The sequence below is a fragment of the Burkholderia sp. BCC0097 genome, from assembly GCF_902832985.1.
In the GTDB taxonomy this organism is placed as follows: Bacteria; Pseudomonadota; Gammaproteobacteria; order Burkholderiales; family Burkholderiaceae; genus Burkholderia; species Burkholderia orbicola.
Map to the genome: position 1 here is coordinate 1,087,326 of NZ_CADFDM010000001.1, position 15,347 is coordinate 1,102,672.

General features: G+C 70.4%; 11 protein-coding genes. 4 read left to right on the top strand and 7 right to left on the bottom strand.

Features of this window, described 5'->3' with window-relative positions:
• Window positions 1-32: 32 nt before the first annotated feature.
• The 7 genes from HWX07_RS04770 to cobA all read right to left on the bottom strand — a co-directional run bounded on the left by HWX07_RS04770 (window position 33) and on the right by cobA (window position 6,020).
• Window positions 33-731, bottom strand: a complete 699-nt coding sequence (locus HWX07_RS04770; protein ID WP_175875380.1) for a fumarylacetoacetate hydrolase family protein — start codon at window positions 729-731, stop codon at window positions 33-35.
• A gap of 118 nt (window positions 732-849) precedes the next feature.
• The gene (locus tag HWX07_RS04775; RefSeq protein ID WP_175875381.1) at window positions 850-1,791 is read right to left on the bottom strand and encodes a helix-turn-helix transcriptional regulator; all 942 of its coding nucleotides are present in this window, start codon (window positions 1,789-1,791) and stop codon (window positions 850-852) included.
• A 119-nt stretch (window positions 1,792-1,910) separates the two neighbouring features.
• Window positions 1,911-2,696 (bottom strand): YkgJ family cysteine cluster protein, encoded by a 786-nt coding sequence (locus HWX07_RS04780; RefSeq protein ID WP_175875382.1) that lies wholly within the window; start codon window positions 2,694-2,696, stop codon window positions 1,911-1,913.
• A 61-nt stretch (window positions 2,697-2,757) separates the two neighbouring features.
• Window positions 2,758-3,357, bottom strand: a complete 600-nt coding sequence (locus HWX07_RS04785; RefSeq protein WP_175875383.1) for a uracil-DNA glycosylase family protein — start codon at window positions 3,355-3,357, stop codon at window positions 2,758-2,760.
• 126 nt (window positions 3,358-3,483) lie between these two features.
• Window positions 3,484-4,536, bottom strand: a complete 1,053-nt coding sequence (locus tag HWX07_RS04790; protein ID WP_175875384.1) for a CmpA/NrtA family ABC transporter substrate-binding protein — start codon at window positions 4,534-4,536, stop codon at window positions 3,484-3,486.
• 5 nt (window positions 4,537-4,541) lie between these two features.
• Complete coding sequence (locus tag HWX07_RS04795) at window positions 4,542-5,138, bottom strand: ANTAR domain-containing protein (RefSeq protein ID WP_027812380.1); 597 nt, start codon at window positions 5,136-5,138, stop codon at window positions 4,542-4,544.
• 120 nt (window positions 5,139-5,258) lie between these two features.
• Window positions 5,259-6,020 (bottom strand): uroporphyrinogen-III C-methyltransferase, encoded by a 762-nt coding sequence (cobA, locus tag HWX07_RS04800; RefSeq protein WP_175875385.1) that lies wholly within the window; start codon window positions 6,018-6,020, stop codon window positions 5,259-5,261.
• Between the two features lie 656 nt (window positions 6,021-6,676).
• Here cobA and HWX07_RS04805 point away from each other — a divergent pair.
• From HWX07_RS04805 to HWX07_RS04820, 4 genes are read left to right on the top strand one after another with little or no spacing between them, the layout of a single operon-like run.
• Window positions 6,677-8,002 (top strand): MFS transporter, encoded by a 1,326-nt coding sequence (locus HWX07_RS04805; RefSeq protein ID WP_175875386.1) that lies wholly within the window; start codon window positions 6,677-6,679, stop codon window positions 8,000-8,002.
• A gap of 21 nt (window positions 8,003-8,023) precedes the next feature.
• Window positions 8,024-10,606, top strand: coding sequence for a nitrite reductase large subunit NirB (gene nirB / locus HWX07_RS04810; RefSeq protein WP_175875387.1), 2,583 nt, complete (start codon window positions 8,024-8,026; stop codon window positions 10,604-10,606).
• Window positions 10,607-10,643: 37 nt separating this feature from the next.
• Window positions 10,644-10,988 (top strand): nitrite reductase small subunit NirD, encoded by a 345-nt coding sequence (gene nirD, locus HWX07_RS04815; protein ID WP_175875388.1) that lies wholly within the window; start codon window positions 10,644-10,646, stop codon window positions 10,986-10,988.
• A 16-nt stretch (window positions 10,989-11,004) separates the two neighbouring features.
• Window positions 11,005-15,216, top strand: a complete 4,212-nt coding sequence (locus tag HWX07_RS04820) for a bifunctional nitrate reductase/sulfite reductase flavoprotein subunit alpha (RefSeq protein WP_175875389.1) — start codon at window positions 11,005-11,007, stop codon at window positions 15,214-15,216.
• Window positions 15,217-15,347 lie beyond the last annotated feature (131 nt).

Here is a 15,347-nt window from a genome sequence, read left to right on the forward strand (position 1 = left end):
CGGCCCGGCAGGCGGCCGCCCTGCATGGCGCGTTACGGCTTCGCGCCGACCACGAATTCGAACGTCGCGACGCCGTCGACGCCGCCCGTCACGCGGTCGCCCGGTTGCAGCGCGCCGACGCCGGCCGGCGTGCCGGTGAAGATCAGGTCGCCGGCCTTCAGCTCGACCGAGCGCGACACGTACGCGATGACGTCGGGCACGGCCCAGATCATGTCGGCGAGGTCGCCTTGCTGGCGCGTGTCGCCGTTGACCGCGAGCCAGATGCGGCCGGCGGCCGGATGGCCGGTGGCCGTCGCCGGGCGCAGCGCGGTCACGGGGCCCGACGCGTCGAAACCCTTCGCCCAGTCCCACGGCCGGCTCAGCTTCTTCGCCTCGGCCTGCAGGTCGCGGCGCGTGAGGTCGACGCCGACGCCGTAGCCCCATACATGCGACAGCGCGTCGGCCGGGTCGATCGACCGGCCGTCCTTGCCGATCGCGACGACCAGCTCGATTTCATGATGGAGATCGTTCGTCAGCGGCGGATAGGCCACCGTGCCGCTGGCCGGCACGATCGCGTCGGCCGGCTTCGTGAAGAAGAACGGCGGTTCGCGCTCGGGGTCGGCGCCCATTTCGCGGGCATGGTCGGCGTAGTTGCGGCCGACGCAGAAGACGCGGCGCACCGGAAAGCGCGCGGACGACTGTTCGACTTCGACGGAAGGACGCTCGGCGGCGTCGATGACATAGGCGGACATCGGATTGGCCTCGTTCGGTAGGAAGACGGATGGCCGGCGCACTGCGCCGGCATGCGTGCAACGATACCCGACGCGCGTGCGCCGGAATGCGACGCAACTGCGTTTTACCGGGACAAAACTACGCGTCGGCGGCCGGTTGCGGGTCGTCGGCCGCGGGCAACCCGGCGTTCGCGTCGCGATACGCTTTCGGCGACACGCCGACCCGCGCGCGGAAGCGCCGCGCGAAATACCCTTCGTCGCGGAAGCCGACCGAGCGGGCGATGTCCGCGATGCGCCGGCTGGTGTGGGCGAGCAGCGACTGCGCGAGCGCGATCCGCCGCTCGGTCACGAGATCGGTGAAGGTGCTGCCGGTTTCCTTGCGCACCAGGTGCGCGAGGTAGTTCGGCGAGAGAAACGCGGCTTCGGCGGTCGCGGCGAGCGTCAGGTCCTCGCGGGTCAGGTTCGCCCGCACGTGGCGCAGCACGCGGGCCAGCGCGTCGCGCCGGCCGGCGCGCTGGGCGCCGCGCTGCGCGAGCTTGTCGAGCGCGCCCGCGTACTGCGTGCAGACGAGCCCGATCAGTTGCAGCAGGTAGCCGCGCAGCAGCGTGGTCGAGCCGAACGTGCGCACGCGATCGGCGTCGAGCATGCACAGCGCGAGGCGGCGCGCTTCGTCGTACGTATCGCCGGTCAGGATGAAATCGAGGTGCTCCTGGAAGCGGAACGGCGTGAGTTCGGGGAAGCGATGCGCGGGCACGTCCTCGAGATCGAGCGGATCGACGTCGAGATCGGCGCGCAGGAACGCCTGGCTGAAGTTGATCACGATGAAATGCGCGCCTTCCGGGTGCGGAATCAGGTGCTCGCGGTGCGGCAGCACGAACGCGAGCGCGCCGCGCGGAAACGGCCGCGTGACGCCGCCGATGCGCTGCTCGGTGTCGCCGCCGAGGTTGAACTGGATCTGGAAATACGCGTGCCGGTGCGGTTCGGTGATCGCCTGGCGCGACGCCTGGTCGCGGATGTAGAAGTCGAGCCGGTCGCTGCGTTCGGGCATCCCGTACAGGCGCGGCGGGGCGGTGGAGGGCATGAGGGATTCTGCTGTTCGTGACGCGGTTGAGCCGCGATGGTACAGCGAACCGGGCGCGGCGGCGATCCGTGCGGCCGCACGGCTTCGCCCGGTGCCGCTCGCGGCGCGCCGCGCGGCGATCATTCGTCCGGGTGGAAGCCGAGATAACCGGCGTTCGGGCTGCGGCTACCTGCACGCTGACTGGTCGCGCCGACCGACACGAGCGCATCCAGCGTCGACGTACGGTTCGACACCAGCGTCCACCCGATGGCGTCGTCGGCGCCGGACGGTGCCGACTCCGCCGCGCGCAGCGCCGTCAGCGCCGCGAGCAGCGTGGCGGCCGGCGGCGCATGGATCGCGAACCCTTCGTTGGCAACGGCCGCCGTATCGATCCCCAAGGCCGCGCAAAGCCGTGCCCGCAGCGGCGTCTCGGCTTCGCTCGCTGCACGCGAACGCGCGATGTTCTCGCGGGTATCCGCGTCGACGATCGTGCCGCCGCGGACGAACGGCGCCTGCTGCCACGCGTCGGGCGTGCATTGCTTGCCGCCCGGCACCAGCGGCACGAACGGATTTACTTCGGCCGGATAGATCCGGCACACGAGCGGGCGCTCGTCGTAGATCGCGCAACGCAGGTCGTCGAGCAGGTTAGGGCACGGTCCGGCATGGGTCGCGGTGAGCATGATCGTGATGCGGACGGGCAGCGAGCCGCTCGCCGCGGCGGTCGAGCGCACGCGCTTGTACGCGGCGAACGCGTTGTCGGGTTCGGGCTCGACGAGCCACGGCATCGCATCGCACAGCAGCTCCACGTGGCCGCCGCGCCGCAGCCACGCAATGGCTTCGTCGATCGTCAGCGGAATGCGCAGGTCGCGGCAGCATCCGCCGCAGCCGTTGCAGGCAAAGTCGATATCGGTTGGGGTGTCGTTCATGCTTGATTCGATACGGATAACAGGGATGTTGCGAAGCGTCGCGGCATGGCCGCGGCGGCGTTTACCGGGCGACCAGCGGCGCGACCTGGCGCCGCAGTTCGGGCACGATGTCGGCGTCGAACCACGGGTGGTGCTTGAACCACGCCTGGTTGCGCGGCGACGGATGCGGCAGCGGCAGGATCGCCGGGCCGTAGTCGCGCCAGGCCTGCACGGTGTCGGTCAGCGTCGCCTTGCGCGCGTCGCGCAGGAAATGCCGCTGCGCGTACTGACCGATCAGCAGCGTGAGCCGGATCGACGGCAGTTCGGCCAGCAGCCGGTCGATCCACAGCGGCGCGCATTCGGGGCGCGGCGGGTTGTCGCCGCTCGCGCCGCGGCCCGGGTAGCAGAAGCCCATCGGCACGATCGCGAAGCGCGTCTCGTCGTAGAAGGTGTCGGCGTCGACGCCGAGCCAGCCGCGCAGCCGCTTGCCGCTCGCGTCGTCCCACGGGATGCCGCTCGCATGAACGCGTGCGCCGGGCGCCTGCCCGACGATCAGGATGCGTGCGTCGCGGTGGGCGCGCACGACCGGGCGAGGACCGAGCGGCAGGTCGGCTTCGCATGCACGGCACGCGCGGATTTCGGTGAGCAGCACGTCGAGCGGCGCGCGCGTTCGTTTCGGCATTGATTCGGAGCGGGGACGGAGTGGCGAGGCGGTGTCGCACGAGCGGCACGAGCGCGCAGCGGCGGGGCCGTCGACTCGGCGTGGCGCCGGCGCGCCGGCCGCACTGCGCGGTGCGCGCGATACGCGCTACGCCTGCGACAGATCCGCCGCGCCGCCTTCGGCGACCGCAGCATCATACAACGCGGTCTGCGCGATCGCCGCGGCGATGCCCGCGTCGTCGTGCGAACCGTCGAGCATGCCCCAGCGCCGGTACTGCGACAGGAACCACAGGCCCTCGCGCGGATCGGGCCGGTTCACCGTGCCGCCGTCGTGAAAGCGGATCAGCAGCGGCGGCGTGGCGAAGGGCCCCGCGCCGTAGTCGCCGAGCAGGCGCGGCGCGATCAGCCGGGCCGGCACGCCGAGCGCGTCGGGCGACGCGAGCCAGTCGGCCGCCTCGCGACGGTGCGTGGGGCTGTCCAGCCACGCGCACGCATCGACGAGCGTGCGGACCAGCGCACGCGCGGTGGCCGGATACAGCGCGACGAAATCGCGCCGCGTCGCGAGCACCTTCTCCGGATGATCGGGCCAGATCTCGCTCGTGACGGCGACGGTGCGGCCCGCGCCGCATGCTTCCGCGACCGCGTGCCACGGCTCGCCCGCGCAGAAGCCGTCGAGCTCGCCGCCCGCCAGCGCGGCGACCATCTCGGGCGGCGGAATCACGACGCTGCGCACGTCACGCAGCGGATCGACGTCGTGCGACGCGAGCCACGCGTTCAGCCACATCGCGTGCGTGCCGGTCGGGAAGGTCTGCGCGAGCAGCGGCTTGCGGCCGAGCGTCGCGAACGCGGCACGCACGCTGGCGGTTTCGCGGTACGCGTCGGCGAGGCCGCGCGACAGCGTGATCGCCTGGCCGTTGCGGTTCAGCACCATCAGCGCGGCCATGTCGGCCCGCGGGCCACCGATGCCGAGCTGCAGCCCGCAGACGAGCCCGTACAGCGCGTGCGCGGCATCGAGCTCGCCGCTGAGCAGCTTGTCGCGCACGGCCGCCCAGGACGGCTGGCGACTCAATTCGAGCGTGAGGCCATGACGCGCGCCGAGATTCAGGCGCTGCGCGACGATCAGCGGGGCCGCGTCGCTGAGCGCGACGAACCCGAGACGAAGATGCGCGCGTTCCGGCGCGGCGGGAGGAGAGGTATGCATGGCACTCATGACTGGGGTGACGCGTCGAGCAATTGTCGCGCGACGTCGACGATGCGCAGGCCCTGATCCATCGCGCGCTTGCGCAGCGCCGCATACGCATCGTGTTCGGACAGCTTGCGCTGGTCCATCAGCACGCGTTTCGCGCGGTCGATCAGCTTGCGCTCCGCGAGTTCGCGCTCGACGTCGGCCAGCCGGCGGCGCAGCGCGTCGTCGTGCGAGAAGCGCGCGAGCGCGACTTCGAGAATCGGCGCGAGGCGCTCGGCCGACAACCCTTCGACGAGATACGCACTGACACCCGCGCCGACCGCCGCGCGGATCAGCTCCTGGTCGGCGTCGTGGCTGAACATCAGCACGGGGCGCGGGGCGGTCGCATGCATGACGGCGAGCTGCTCCAGCGTATCGCGCGACGGCGAATCGGTGTCGATGATCACGACGTCGGGGCGTTGCTCCTCGACGGCCGCCGGCAGGCGCGCGGGCGTCGCGACGTCGTTCAGCATCTCGTAGCCGAGGCGCGCGAGCGCGTCGCCGAGTTCGCCGATCGGCTTGTCGGTGTCGGTGACGAGCAGCACGCGCAGGCGGGCGGGCAGGGCGGACGAACTCATGAGGCGGGCAACAGGGGCAGTGACGCGTCGATGCAGGGGGCGGACGATGCTGGCAGGCCGCACGCGCGGCCCGAGGTGACGGAAACGGGGAGTGGCCGAAGCCGTGCGATGCCGCGCATGTCAGGCGGCCCGCGCAAGCGCCGCGCCGGTTGCCGTGCTCGCGCCTTGCGCGGCTGCTGCGCCGATCGCGCCGCCGACGAGGATCACGGCCGGGCTGCCCAGCCGCGCGGCTTCGATGCCGCGCGCGAGCGTGCCCAGCGTGCCGGTCCAGCGACGTTCGTCGGGCGTGCCGGCCCATTGCACGGCCGCTGCCGGCGTCGACGCGGGCAGTGCGGCGAGCAGGCCCGCCGCGATGCTGTCGACGCGGCTCATCCCCATGTAGATCGCGAGCGTGGTGCCGGTCGCCGCGAGCCGGGCCCAGTCGGGTTCGCCATGATCCTGGCGGTGCGCGGTGACGAACGTGACGCCCTGGCAGTGCTCGCGGTGCGTGAGCGAGATGCCGAGGCTCGCGGCGGCGGCGAATCCCGACGAGATGCCGTTGACGATCTCGACCGGAATCCCGGCCGCGCGCAGCGTCGCGAGTTCCTCGCCGGCGCGCCCGAACAGCAGCGCGTCGCCGCCTTTCACGCGCACCACGTGCGCGCCGCGCAGCGCGTAGCGGCGCATCAGTTTCTCGATGAATGCCTGCGGCGTGGAGCGGCAGCCGCCGCGCTTGCCGACGCGGATCACGCGCGCCCGCGGCGCGAGTTCGGCGATGCCGGGCGCGACGAGATCGTCGAGCAGCAGCACGTCGGCGGCGGCCAGCGCCTTCACCGCCTTCAGCGTGAGGAGATCGGGATCGCCGGGGCCGGCGCCCAGCAGCGTGACTTTGCCTGTCGTCATGTCGTGTTCCTGTGCCGCATCGCATCGCTGCGGCGGTCTGATATCGCGTTGTTGCTCGGCGGCGGCGGGCGGTCGAAACGCACCGGCATCCGGCCGTGCCGTGCACGGAGGGACGCCGTTGTCCTGAAGGGCTCGCGGTGAAGGGCGAGCAGGGTTTGCGGGGACTGCCCACCGGCGCCGTTGCCGGTGTGATGAAGGTTCAGCAATATCCGGGCCAACCGGCGCGACGAGGCGGCCTGGGCGCGGCGCCGCGCACCGTGCGATGGCCGTACGCGTGCATGCGCTTGCCGCGCACGGGCCGCCGTCATGCCGCATCGGCGTGCATCGTGCCCCGTCCGCACGCACCGCGATGCCGCACGACGACAGTGCTGCAGCGCACCACATCTGTGCCCCGGTGCATCGCGACGGAGAGCGCGCCGCGCGCCGCGGCGACGTGCCCGATGCCCGCTGCGCCTTGTGCGGTGGGGCTCGCGGCGTGATCGACGCCGACATGGCACGTCGCTTGCGTTAGCTCGTTCGGACGGGTCAATGGCGATCCGTCCGCAGTACCGAATACCGACGCGCCCGGCAACGGGCTTCATGGGCAACGGCGTCCTACGCATCAGGTCTCGACGAGACTGGGTGCGCAGGACGCCGTTTTTCGTTTGGCGGATGACATGACCGACAAAGCTACCCGTATCGATCTCTTCAGCCTCCGCACCGCGCCGATGCGCGCGTTCCATCTAACGTGGATGGCGTTCTTCATCTGCTTCTTCGCGTGGTTCGCGTGCGCGCCGCTGATGCCGCTGATCGCGCGCGAATTTCATCTCACGGCGGCGCAAGTCGCCAACATCAACATCGCCGCGGTGGCCGCGACGATCGCCGTGCGGCTGCTGGTCGGCCCGCTGTGCGACCGCTTCGGCCCGCGCCGCGTGTACGCGGGCCTGCTGCTGTTCGGCGCGATCCCGGTATTCGCCGTGTCGTTCACGCACGACTACCTGTGGTTCCTGATCTGCCGGCTCGGCATCGGCGCGATCGGCGCGGGCTTCGTGATCACGCAGTACCACACGTCGGTGATGTTCGCGCCGAACGTGGTCGGCACCGCGAACGCGACGACGGCCGGCTGGGGCAATGCCGGCGCGGGCGCGACGCAGGCGCTGATGCCGCTGCTCGTCGCCGCCGGCCTGATGCTCGGCTTCGGCGAGGATTCGTCGTGGCGCATCGCGCTGGTCGTGCCGGGCGTGGCGATGCTCGTGATGGCGTGGGCGTACTGGCGCTTCACGCAGGACTGCCCGCAAGGCGATTTCGTCGCGCTGCGCAAGCAGGGTGTGACGGTCGACAGCGGCAAGAAGGGCGGCTGGGCGAGCTTCTTCACGGCCTGCGGCAACTACCGCGTATGGATGCTGTTCGTCACGTACGGCGCGTGCTTCGGCGTCGAGGTGTTCATCCACAACATCGCCGCGCTGTACTACGTCGATCACTTCAAGCTGTCGCTGAAGGACGCCGGTTTCGCGGTCGGGATGTTCGGGCTGCTCGCATTGTTCGCCCGCGCGCTCGGTGGCTGGCTGTCCGACAAGATCGCCGCCCGCCGCAGCCTCGACGTGCGCGCGACGCTGCTGTGCGCGCTGATCATCGGCGAAGGGCTCGGGCTGCTCTGGTTCTCGCATGCGCAAGGCATCGGCATGGCCCTCGTCGCGATGCTGACCTTCGGCCTGTTCACGCACATGGCGTGCGGCGCGACCTACGCGCTCGTGCCGTTCATCGACCGCAAGGCACTCGGCGGCGTCGCGGGGATCGTCGGTGCGGGCGGCAACGTCGGCGCGGTGGCCGCGGCTTTCCTGCTGAAGGGTGTCGGCGACGTGCAGCAGACGCTGAGCCTGCTCGGCCTCGCGGTGACCGCGACCGCGTTGTGCGCGATGGCCGTGCGCTTCAGCGAAGAACACAAGGCGCGCGAAGCCGAGCTGCGCGATCGCGCGCTGGCCGCCGCCGGCGCCGCGAACTGATCGACCGAAGGAATCGTCATCATGAAACTCATCGTTATCGGCCACGGCATGGTCGGCCACAAGCTCCTCGAATGCGTCGTGGCGCAAGCCGGCGCGGCCGGCACGGCAGGCGCGCTGCAGGTCACCGTGCTCAGCGAGGAGCCGCGCCCGGCCTACGATCGCGTGCACCTGTCGGAATTCTTCGCGGGCAAGTCGGCGGACGATCTGTCGCTGGTCGAACCGGGCTTCTTCGAGCGTCATCCGCAGTTCGACCTGCGCCTGAACGCGCAGGTCGCGTCGATCGACCGCGCCGCGCATACCGTCACGCTCGCATCGGGCGAAACGCTCGCGTACGACAAGCTGGTGCTCGCCACCGGCTCGCGCCCGTTCGTGCCGCCGGTGCCGGGTCGCGATCGCGCGGGCTGCTTCGTGTACCGGACGATCGAGGATCTCGAGGCGATGCAGGCGTGCGGCGCGCATGCGAAGCGCGGCGTCGTGATCGGCGGCGGGCTGCTCGGCCTCGAATGCGCGAAGGCGCTGCGCGACATGGGGCTCGACACGCACGTGGTCGAATTCGCGCCGCGCCTGATGGCCGTGCAGGTCGACGACGGCGGCGGCCGGATGCTGCGCGCGAAGATCGAGGCGCTCGGCGTGACCGTGCATACCGGCAAGAACACGCTCGAAATCGTCGACGGTGAGGAAGGCGCGCACCGGATGGCGTTCGCAGACGGCTCGCATCTCGACACCGACATGATCGTGTTCTCGGCCGGCATCCGCGCGCGCGACGAACTGGCCCGTGCGTGCGGGCTCGACATCGGCCCGCGCGGCGGCGTCGCGATCGACGACGCGTGCCGCACGAGCGACGCCGACATCTACGCGATCGGCGAATGCGCGGCCTGGAACGGCATGGTGTACGGCCTCGTCGCGCCCGGCTACGACATGGCGCGCGTGGTCGCGAAGCAGCTCGCGGGCGACGCCGACGAAGCGGCCGCCGCCGCGTTCGCCGGCGCCGACATGAGCACGAAGCTCAAGCTGATGGGCGTCGACGTCGCGAGCATCGGCGACGCGCACGGCACGACGGCCGGCAGCCGCACCTACCAGTACGCGGACGAGCGCCGCCAGGTTTACAAGAAGCTCGTGGTGTCCGGCTGCGGCAAGTTCCTGCACGGCGCGGTGATGGTCGGCGATGCCGCCGAGTACGGCACGCTGCTGCAGATGATGCTGAACCGCATCGAGCTGCCCGAGTCGCCGGAATTCCTGATCCTGCCGTCGTCGGACGGCGCGGCGAAGCCGGCGATCGGCGTCGACGCGCTGCCGGAAGGCGCGCAAATCTGCTCGTGCAACAACGTGTCGAAGTCGCAGATCTGCGCGGCCGTGGCCGACGGCGCGACGAGCCTCGGCGCGCTGAAGACCTGCACGGGCGCCGGCACGTCGTGCGGCGGCTGCGTGCCGCTCGTCACGCAGATCATGAAGGCCGAGATGAAGAAGCAGGGCCTCGCGGTCAACAACCATTTGTGCGAGCACTTCCCGTATTCGCGCCAGGAGCTGTTCCACCTGATTCGCGTCGAGCGCATCACGACGTTCGACGCACTGCTGCACAAGCACGGCCGCGGCCTCGGCTGCGACGTGTGCAAGCCGGCCGTCGCGGGCATCCTCGCGTCGTGCTTCAACGAGTTCGTGCTGAAGAAGGAGCACGCGGGGCTGCAGGATTCGAACGACTACTACCTCGCGAACATCCAGCGCGACGGCACGTATTCGGTCGTGCCGCGCATGCCGGGCGGCGAAGTCACGCCGGAAGGGCTGATCGCGGTCGGCCAGGTCGCGAAAAAATACGGCCTGTACACGAAGATCACGGGCGGCCAGCGCGTCGACCTGTTCGGTGCGCGCGTCGAGCAGTTGCCGTCGATCTGGGAGGAACTGATCGCGGCCGGCTTCGAATCGGGGCACGCGTACGGCAAGGCGCTGCGCACCGTGAAATCGTGCGTCGGGTCGACGTGGTGCCGCTACGGCGTCGACGATTCGGTCGGCCTCGCGATCGATCTGGAGAACCGCTACAAGGGGCTGCGCGCGCCGCACAAGATCAAGTTCGGCGTGTCCGGCTGCACGCGCGAGTGCGCGGAAGCGCAGGGCAAGGACGTCGGCATCATCGCGACCGAGAAGGGCTGGAACCTGTACGTGTGCGGCAACGGCGGGATGAAGCCGCGCCACGCGGAACTGCTTGCGTCCGATCTCGATCGCGCGACGCTGGTCCGCTACATCGACCGCTTCCTGATGTTCTACGTGCGCACGGCCGACCGGCTGCAACGCACCAGCGTGTGGCGCGACAACCTCGAAGGCGGCCTCGACTACCTGATCGACGTCGTCGTGCACGACAAGCTCGCGATCGCGGCCGAACTCGAAGCCGACATGCAGCACGTGGTCGACACCTACGAGTGCGAATGGAAGCGCGCCGTCACCGATCCCGACACGCGCAAGCGCTTCCGCCACTTCGTGAACAGCGACGCGCCGGACACGACCATCGAATTCGTCGAGACGCGCGGCCAGATCCGGCCCGCGACGCCCGCCGAACGCACGGGCGGCAAGCCCGTGGCGATTCCGGTCGTTGCCGAGCCCGCCACCGTTTGACCCCGACCGACGCCAGCGTCTTTCAAAGGAGCCCATCATGAACGATCGTCTTCAGCTGTCCTGGACCCGCGTGTGCCCGCTCGACGACATCGTGCCGAACACCGGCGTGTGCGCGCTCGTCAACGGCGAGCAGGTCGCCGTGTTTCACGTCGCGCATGCCGACGGCGGCGTGTTCGCGATCGACAACGTCGATCCCGTGTCGCAGGCCTCCGTGATGTCGCGCGGGCTGGTGGGCAGCTTGGGCGAGCGCGTCGTGGTCGCGTCACCGCTGTACAAGCAGCACTTCGATCTGCGCACCGGCGAATGCCTGGAAGCGCCGGAGCAATCGGTGAACGCGTATCCGTCGCGGGTCGAGGACGGCTTCGTGTGGATCGCGGCCTGAGCACCCGGGAGCACGCATGAGCGCCACCCCCGTCAAGAGCGTGTGCCCGTACTGCGGCGTCGGCTGCGGGATGGTGCTGCACGTCGAGGACGGCGAAGTCGCCAAGGTGTCCGGCGACGCCGACCATCCGGCCAACTTCGGGCGGCTCTGCACGAAGGGTTCTTCGGCGCACGTCGCGCTGCGCCGCTCGGGGCGGCTCGACCGTGCGTTCGTGCGCCGCGCGCGCGAGGACGACCTCGTGCCGCTGCCGGCGCGCGACGCGATCGCCGAGACCGCGCGGCGGCTGCGCGCGGTGCTCGATACGCACGGGCCCGATGCGCTGTCGTTCTACGTGTCGGGGCAGATGTCGATCGAGGCGCAGTACCTCGTCAACAAGCTCGCGAAGGGCTTCGTCGGCACCAACAACATCGAGTCGAACTCGCGGCTGTGCATGGCGAGCGCGAGCACCGGCTACAAGCAGTCGCTCGGCGCGGACGGGCCGCCCGGGTCGTACCAGGACTTCGATCGCGCGAACCTGTTCTTCGTGATCGGCGCGAACATGGCCGACTGTCACCCGATCCTGTTCCTGCGGATGATGGATCGCGTGAAGGCCGGCGCGAAGCTGATCGTCGTCGATCCGCGCCGCACCGGCACCGCCGACAAGGCCGACCTGTTCCTGCAGATCCGGCCGGGCACGGATCTCGCGCTGACCAACGGGCTCCTGCACCTGCTGCACGCGAACGGGCGCACCGACGCCGCATTCATCGATACCTACACCGAAGGCTGGGACGCGATGCCAGCGTTCCTCGCCGATTACACGCCCGAGCGGGTCGCCGACATCACGGGGCTCGCGGCGGCCGACATTCGCACGGCCGCGCAATGGATCGGCGACGCGCAGGAATGGATGAGCTGCTGGACGATGGGGCTCAACCAGAGCACGCACGGCGCGTGGAACACCAACGCGATCTGCAACCTGCATCTCGCGACCGGCGCGATTTGCCGCCCGGGCAGCGGGCCGTTCTCGCTGACCGGCCAGCCGAACGCGATGGGCGGGCGCGAGATGGGCTACATGGGGCCGGGGCTGCCGGGGCAGCGCTCGGTGGCGTCCGACGACGACCGCCGTTTCGTCGAGAACCTGTGGCGCGTGCCGGCCGGCACGCTGCGCAAGGACACCGGCAACGGCACGGTCGACCTGTTCGAGCGGATGGCGGCCGGCGACATCAAGGCGTGCTGGATCGTCTGCACGAACCCGGTCGCGACCGTGCCGAACCGGCGCAACGTGATCGCCGGGTTGCAGGCCGCGGAGCTCGTGATCGCGCAGGACGCGTTCCTCGACACCGAGACCAACCGCTACGCCGACATCCTGCTGCCCGGCGCGCTGTGGGCCGAGGGCGACGGCGTGATGATCAACTCCGAGCGCAACATGACGCTGATGCGCGCGGCGGTCGCGCCGCCCGGCGACGCGCTGCCCGACTGGCGCATCGTCGCGGAGGTCGCGCGTGCGATGGGGTTCGGCGACGCGTTCGACTATGTGTCGGCGGCCGACGTGTTCGACGAGATCGTCCGTTTCTCGAATCCGGCGACCGGCTACGACCTGCGCGGCGCGAGCCACGCGGCGCTGCGCGACGGGCCCGTGCAGTGGCCGGTCGCGCCGGGCGCCGCGCGCGAGCGGCACCCGATCCGCTACCTGAACGACGGCGTGAGCCAGCCGCTGCGCCCCGCAGCCGACGGCGGCGACGCGCCGCGCATCGTGTTCCCGACGCCGTCGGGCAAGGCGCGCTTTTTCGCGCGGCCGCACGCCGATCCGGCCGAGCTGCCCGACGACACGTTCCCGATCGTGCTGAACACCGGGCGGCTGCAGCATCAGTGGCACACGATGACGAAGACGGGCAAGGTCGCGATGCTGAACAAGCTCAATCCGCGTCCGTTCGTCGAACTGCACCCGGACGATGCGAGCGCGCTGGGCATCGCCGCGAAGGACAGCGTCGAGATCCGTTCGGCGCGCGGCCGCGCGGTGCTGCCGGCCGTCGTGACCGAACGCGTGCGGCGCGGCAACTGCTTCGCGCCGATGCACTGGAGCGACGTATACGGCGACGATCTGTGCATCAACACGGTGACGAACGACGCGATCGACCCGGAATCGCAGCAACCCGAACTGAAATACTGCGCGGTCGCGCTGACGCGGGTCGACACGGACGCGTTCGCGTCGACCGACGACGAGACGGCGCGCGCCGACGCACGCGCGGACGATGCACTGCCCGCGCCCGCGCCCGCGCCCGCGCCCGCGCCCGCGAGCTCGCCGATCACGGCTTCACAGGAATCCGACATGGCAGACATCGACACTTTCGCGGCCGCGCTCGGCGTCGCCGATCTCGCGCCGCCGCCGCTGACCGACACCGAGCGGCTGTACGTGGCCGGCCTCGTCAGCGGCCTGAAGGCGAGCGCCGGCCGTCGCGACGGCAGTGTGCCCGTGCTGCCGGCCGGCGCGCCGTTGACGCCACCCGTGCGGCTCTGGCTCGACGGGATGCTCGCGGGCCTGTTCAGCCGCTCCCTGCCTGCCGGTGCGCAGATCGCCGCCGCGCCCGCGCTACCGGCCGACGCCGCCGCGGCCGGCGGCGTGCGCATCGTGCGCCCGCGCCCGAAGGTCACGTTGTTGTGGGCGTCGCAGACCGGCAACATCGAATCGTTGACTGAGGATTACGCGACGAAGCTGATGAACGCGGGCTTCGAGATCCGCACCGCGTGCCTGTCCGACTATCCGGTCTCGTCGCTCGCCGCTGCGCAATACGTGCTGCTGATGACGAGCACGTTCGGCGACGGCGATGCGCCGGACAACGGCAGCGAATTCTGGGATGCGTTGCAGGCCGGCAGCGCCGCGCGCCTCGACGGCGTGCATTTCGCGGTGCTCGCGTTCGGCGACCGCAACTACGACCAGTTCTGCGGCCACGGCCGCCGGCTCGACGCACGGCTCGCGGAACTCGGCGCGGCGCGCCTGTGCGCACGCGTCGATTGCGACGTCGAATTCCAGCACGATGCCGATCAGTGGCTCGAGCGCGTCGTCGCGCGCATCAAGGAGGCCGATGCCGCGCTGCACGCGGTGCCGTCCGGCGGATTGAGCCCGTCGGGGCTGTTGCCGACGAAAGCGCATCCGGCGCCGTCGAAGCTCGTCGCGAACTTGCGGCTGAACCGGCCGGGCGCGGCAAAGGACACGCGCTATGTATCGCTGTCGACCCAGGGCGCGAACCTCGAATACGAAACCGGCGACGCGCTCGGCGTATGGCCGACCAACTGCCCGGAACTGGTCGACGAACTGCTGTCCGTCACCGCGCTGAAGGCCGATGCGCCCGTGTCGGTCGCGGGTGTCGGCGAGATCCGGCTCGGCGATGCGCTTGCACGCCACTTCGACATCACGCGCCCGCATCCCGACACGCTGGCCTTCATCGCGTCGCGCAGCGCGAACGGTGCGCTGAAGTCGCTGCTCGGCGACGATCGCAAGGCCGACCTCAAGCAATGGTTGTGGGGGCAGCAACTGGCGGACGTGCTGCACGAATACCCGGTCGAGCTGTCGGGCGCGGAACTGGTCGGCATGCTCAAGCGCATGCAGCCGCGCCTCTATTCGATCGCGTCGAGCCCGAGCGCGCACGCGGGCGAGATTCACCTGACCGTGTCGGCCGTGCGTTATCACAACGGCCGGCGCGCGCGCAAAGGCGTCGCGTCGACGTTCCTCGCCGATCGCGCGGACGACGGCCGCGTGCCCGTTTTCGTGCAGAAGTCCGCGCATTTCCGGCCGCCGGTGAACGGCGACGTGCCGATCGTGATGGTCGGCCCGGGCACCGGCGTCGCGCCGTTTCGCGGCTTCCTGCACGAGCGGCGGGCACGCGGCGCGCGCGGGCGCAACTGGCTGTTCTTCGGCGAGCAGCACGCGCAGACCGATTTCTACTACGGCGACGAGCTGAGCGAGATGCATGACAGCGGGTTCCTCACGCGGCTCGATCTCGCGTTCTCGCGCGACCAGGCCGACAAGGTCTACGTGCAGGACCGGATGCGCGAGCAGGGCGCCGAGCTGTTCGCGTGGCTGGAAGAGGGCGCGCACTTCTACGTGTGCGGCGACGCCGCGCGGATGGCCAAGGACGTCGACACGGCGCTGAAGGCGATCGTCGCCCGGCACGGCGGCATGTCGGACGAAGCCGCGAACGACTACGTCGCGCGGCTTTCGAAGGCGCGGCGCTACATGCGCGACGTGTATTGAGCGTGCGAGCGGCGGACGGTTGTCCGCCAGTTTCGCTGGCAGGTCGACTGCCGGCGCTCCCATGCGCGCGCCCGTTCGGCGCGCACGAATGCTTCGACCGGAAGCGCCAGCCGCTCGGGCGTGTCGTAATC

Bases quoted from the DNA above. Each gene is read 5' to 3' on its own strand.
- HWX07_RS04795 (WP_027812380.1), bottom strand. From the start codon at position 5,138: ATGAGTTCGTCCGCCCTGCCCGCCCGCCTGCGCGTGCTGCTCGTCACC.
- HWX07_RS04805 (WP_175875386.1), top strand. From the start codon at position 6,677: ATGACCGACAAAGCTACCCGTATCGATCTCTTCAGCCTCCGCACCGCG.
- nirB (WP_175875387.1), top strand. From the start codon at position 8,024: ATGAAACTCATCGTTATCGGCCACGGCATGGTCGGCCACAAGCTCCTC.
- HWX07_RS04775 (WP_175875381.1), bottom strand. From the start codon at position 1,791: ATGCCCTCCACCGCCCCGCCGCGCCTGTACGGGATGCCCGAACGCAGC.
- HWX07_RS04780 (WP_175875382.1), bottom strand. From the start codon at position 2,696: ATGAACGACACCCCAACCGATATCGACTTTGCCTGCAACGGCTGCGGC.
- cobA (WP_175875385.1), bottom strand. From the start codon at position 6,020: ATGACGACAGGCAAAGTCACGCTGCTGGGCGCCGGCCCCGGCGATCCC.
- HWX07_RS04820 (WP_175875389.1), top strand. From the start codon at position 11,005: ATGAGCGCCACCCCCGTCAAGAGCGTGTGCCCGTACTGCGGCGTCGGC.
- HWX07_RS04790 (WP_175875384.1), bottom strand. From the start codon at position 4,536: ATGCATACCTCTCCTCCCGCCGCGCCGGAACGCGCGCATCTTCGTCTC.
- nirD (WP_175875388.1), top strand. From the start codon at position 10,644: ATGAACGATCGTCTTCAGCTGTCCTGGACCCGCGTGTGCCCGCTCGAC.
- HWX07_RS04785 (WP_175875383.1), bottom strand. From the start codon at position 3,357: ATGCCGAAACGAACGCGCGCGCCGCTCGACGTGCTGCTCACCGAAATC.
- HWX07_RS04770 (WP_175875380.1), bottom strand. From the start codon at position 731: ATGTCCGCCTATGTCATCGACGCCGCCGAGCGTCCTTCCGTCGAAGTC.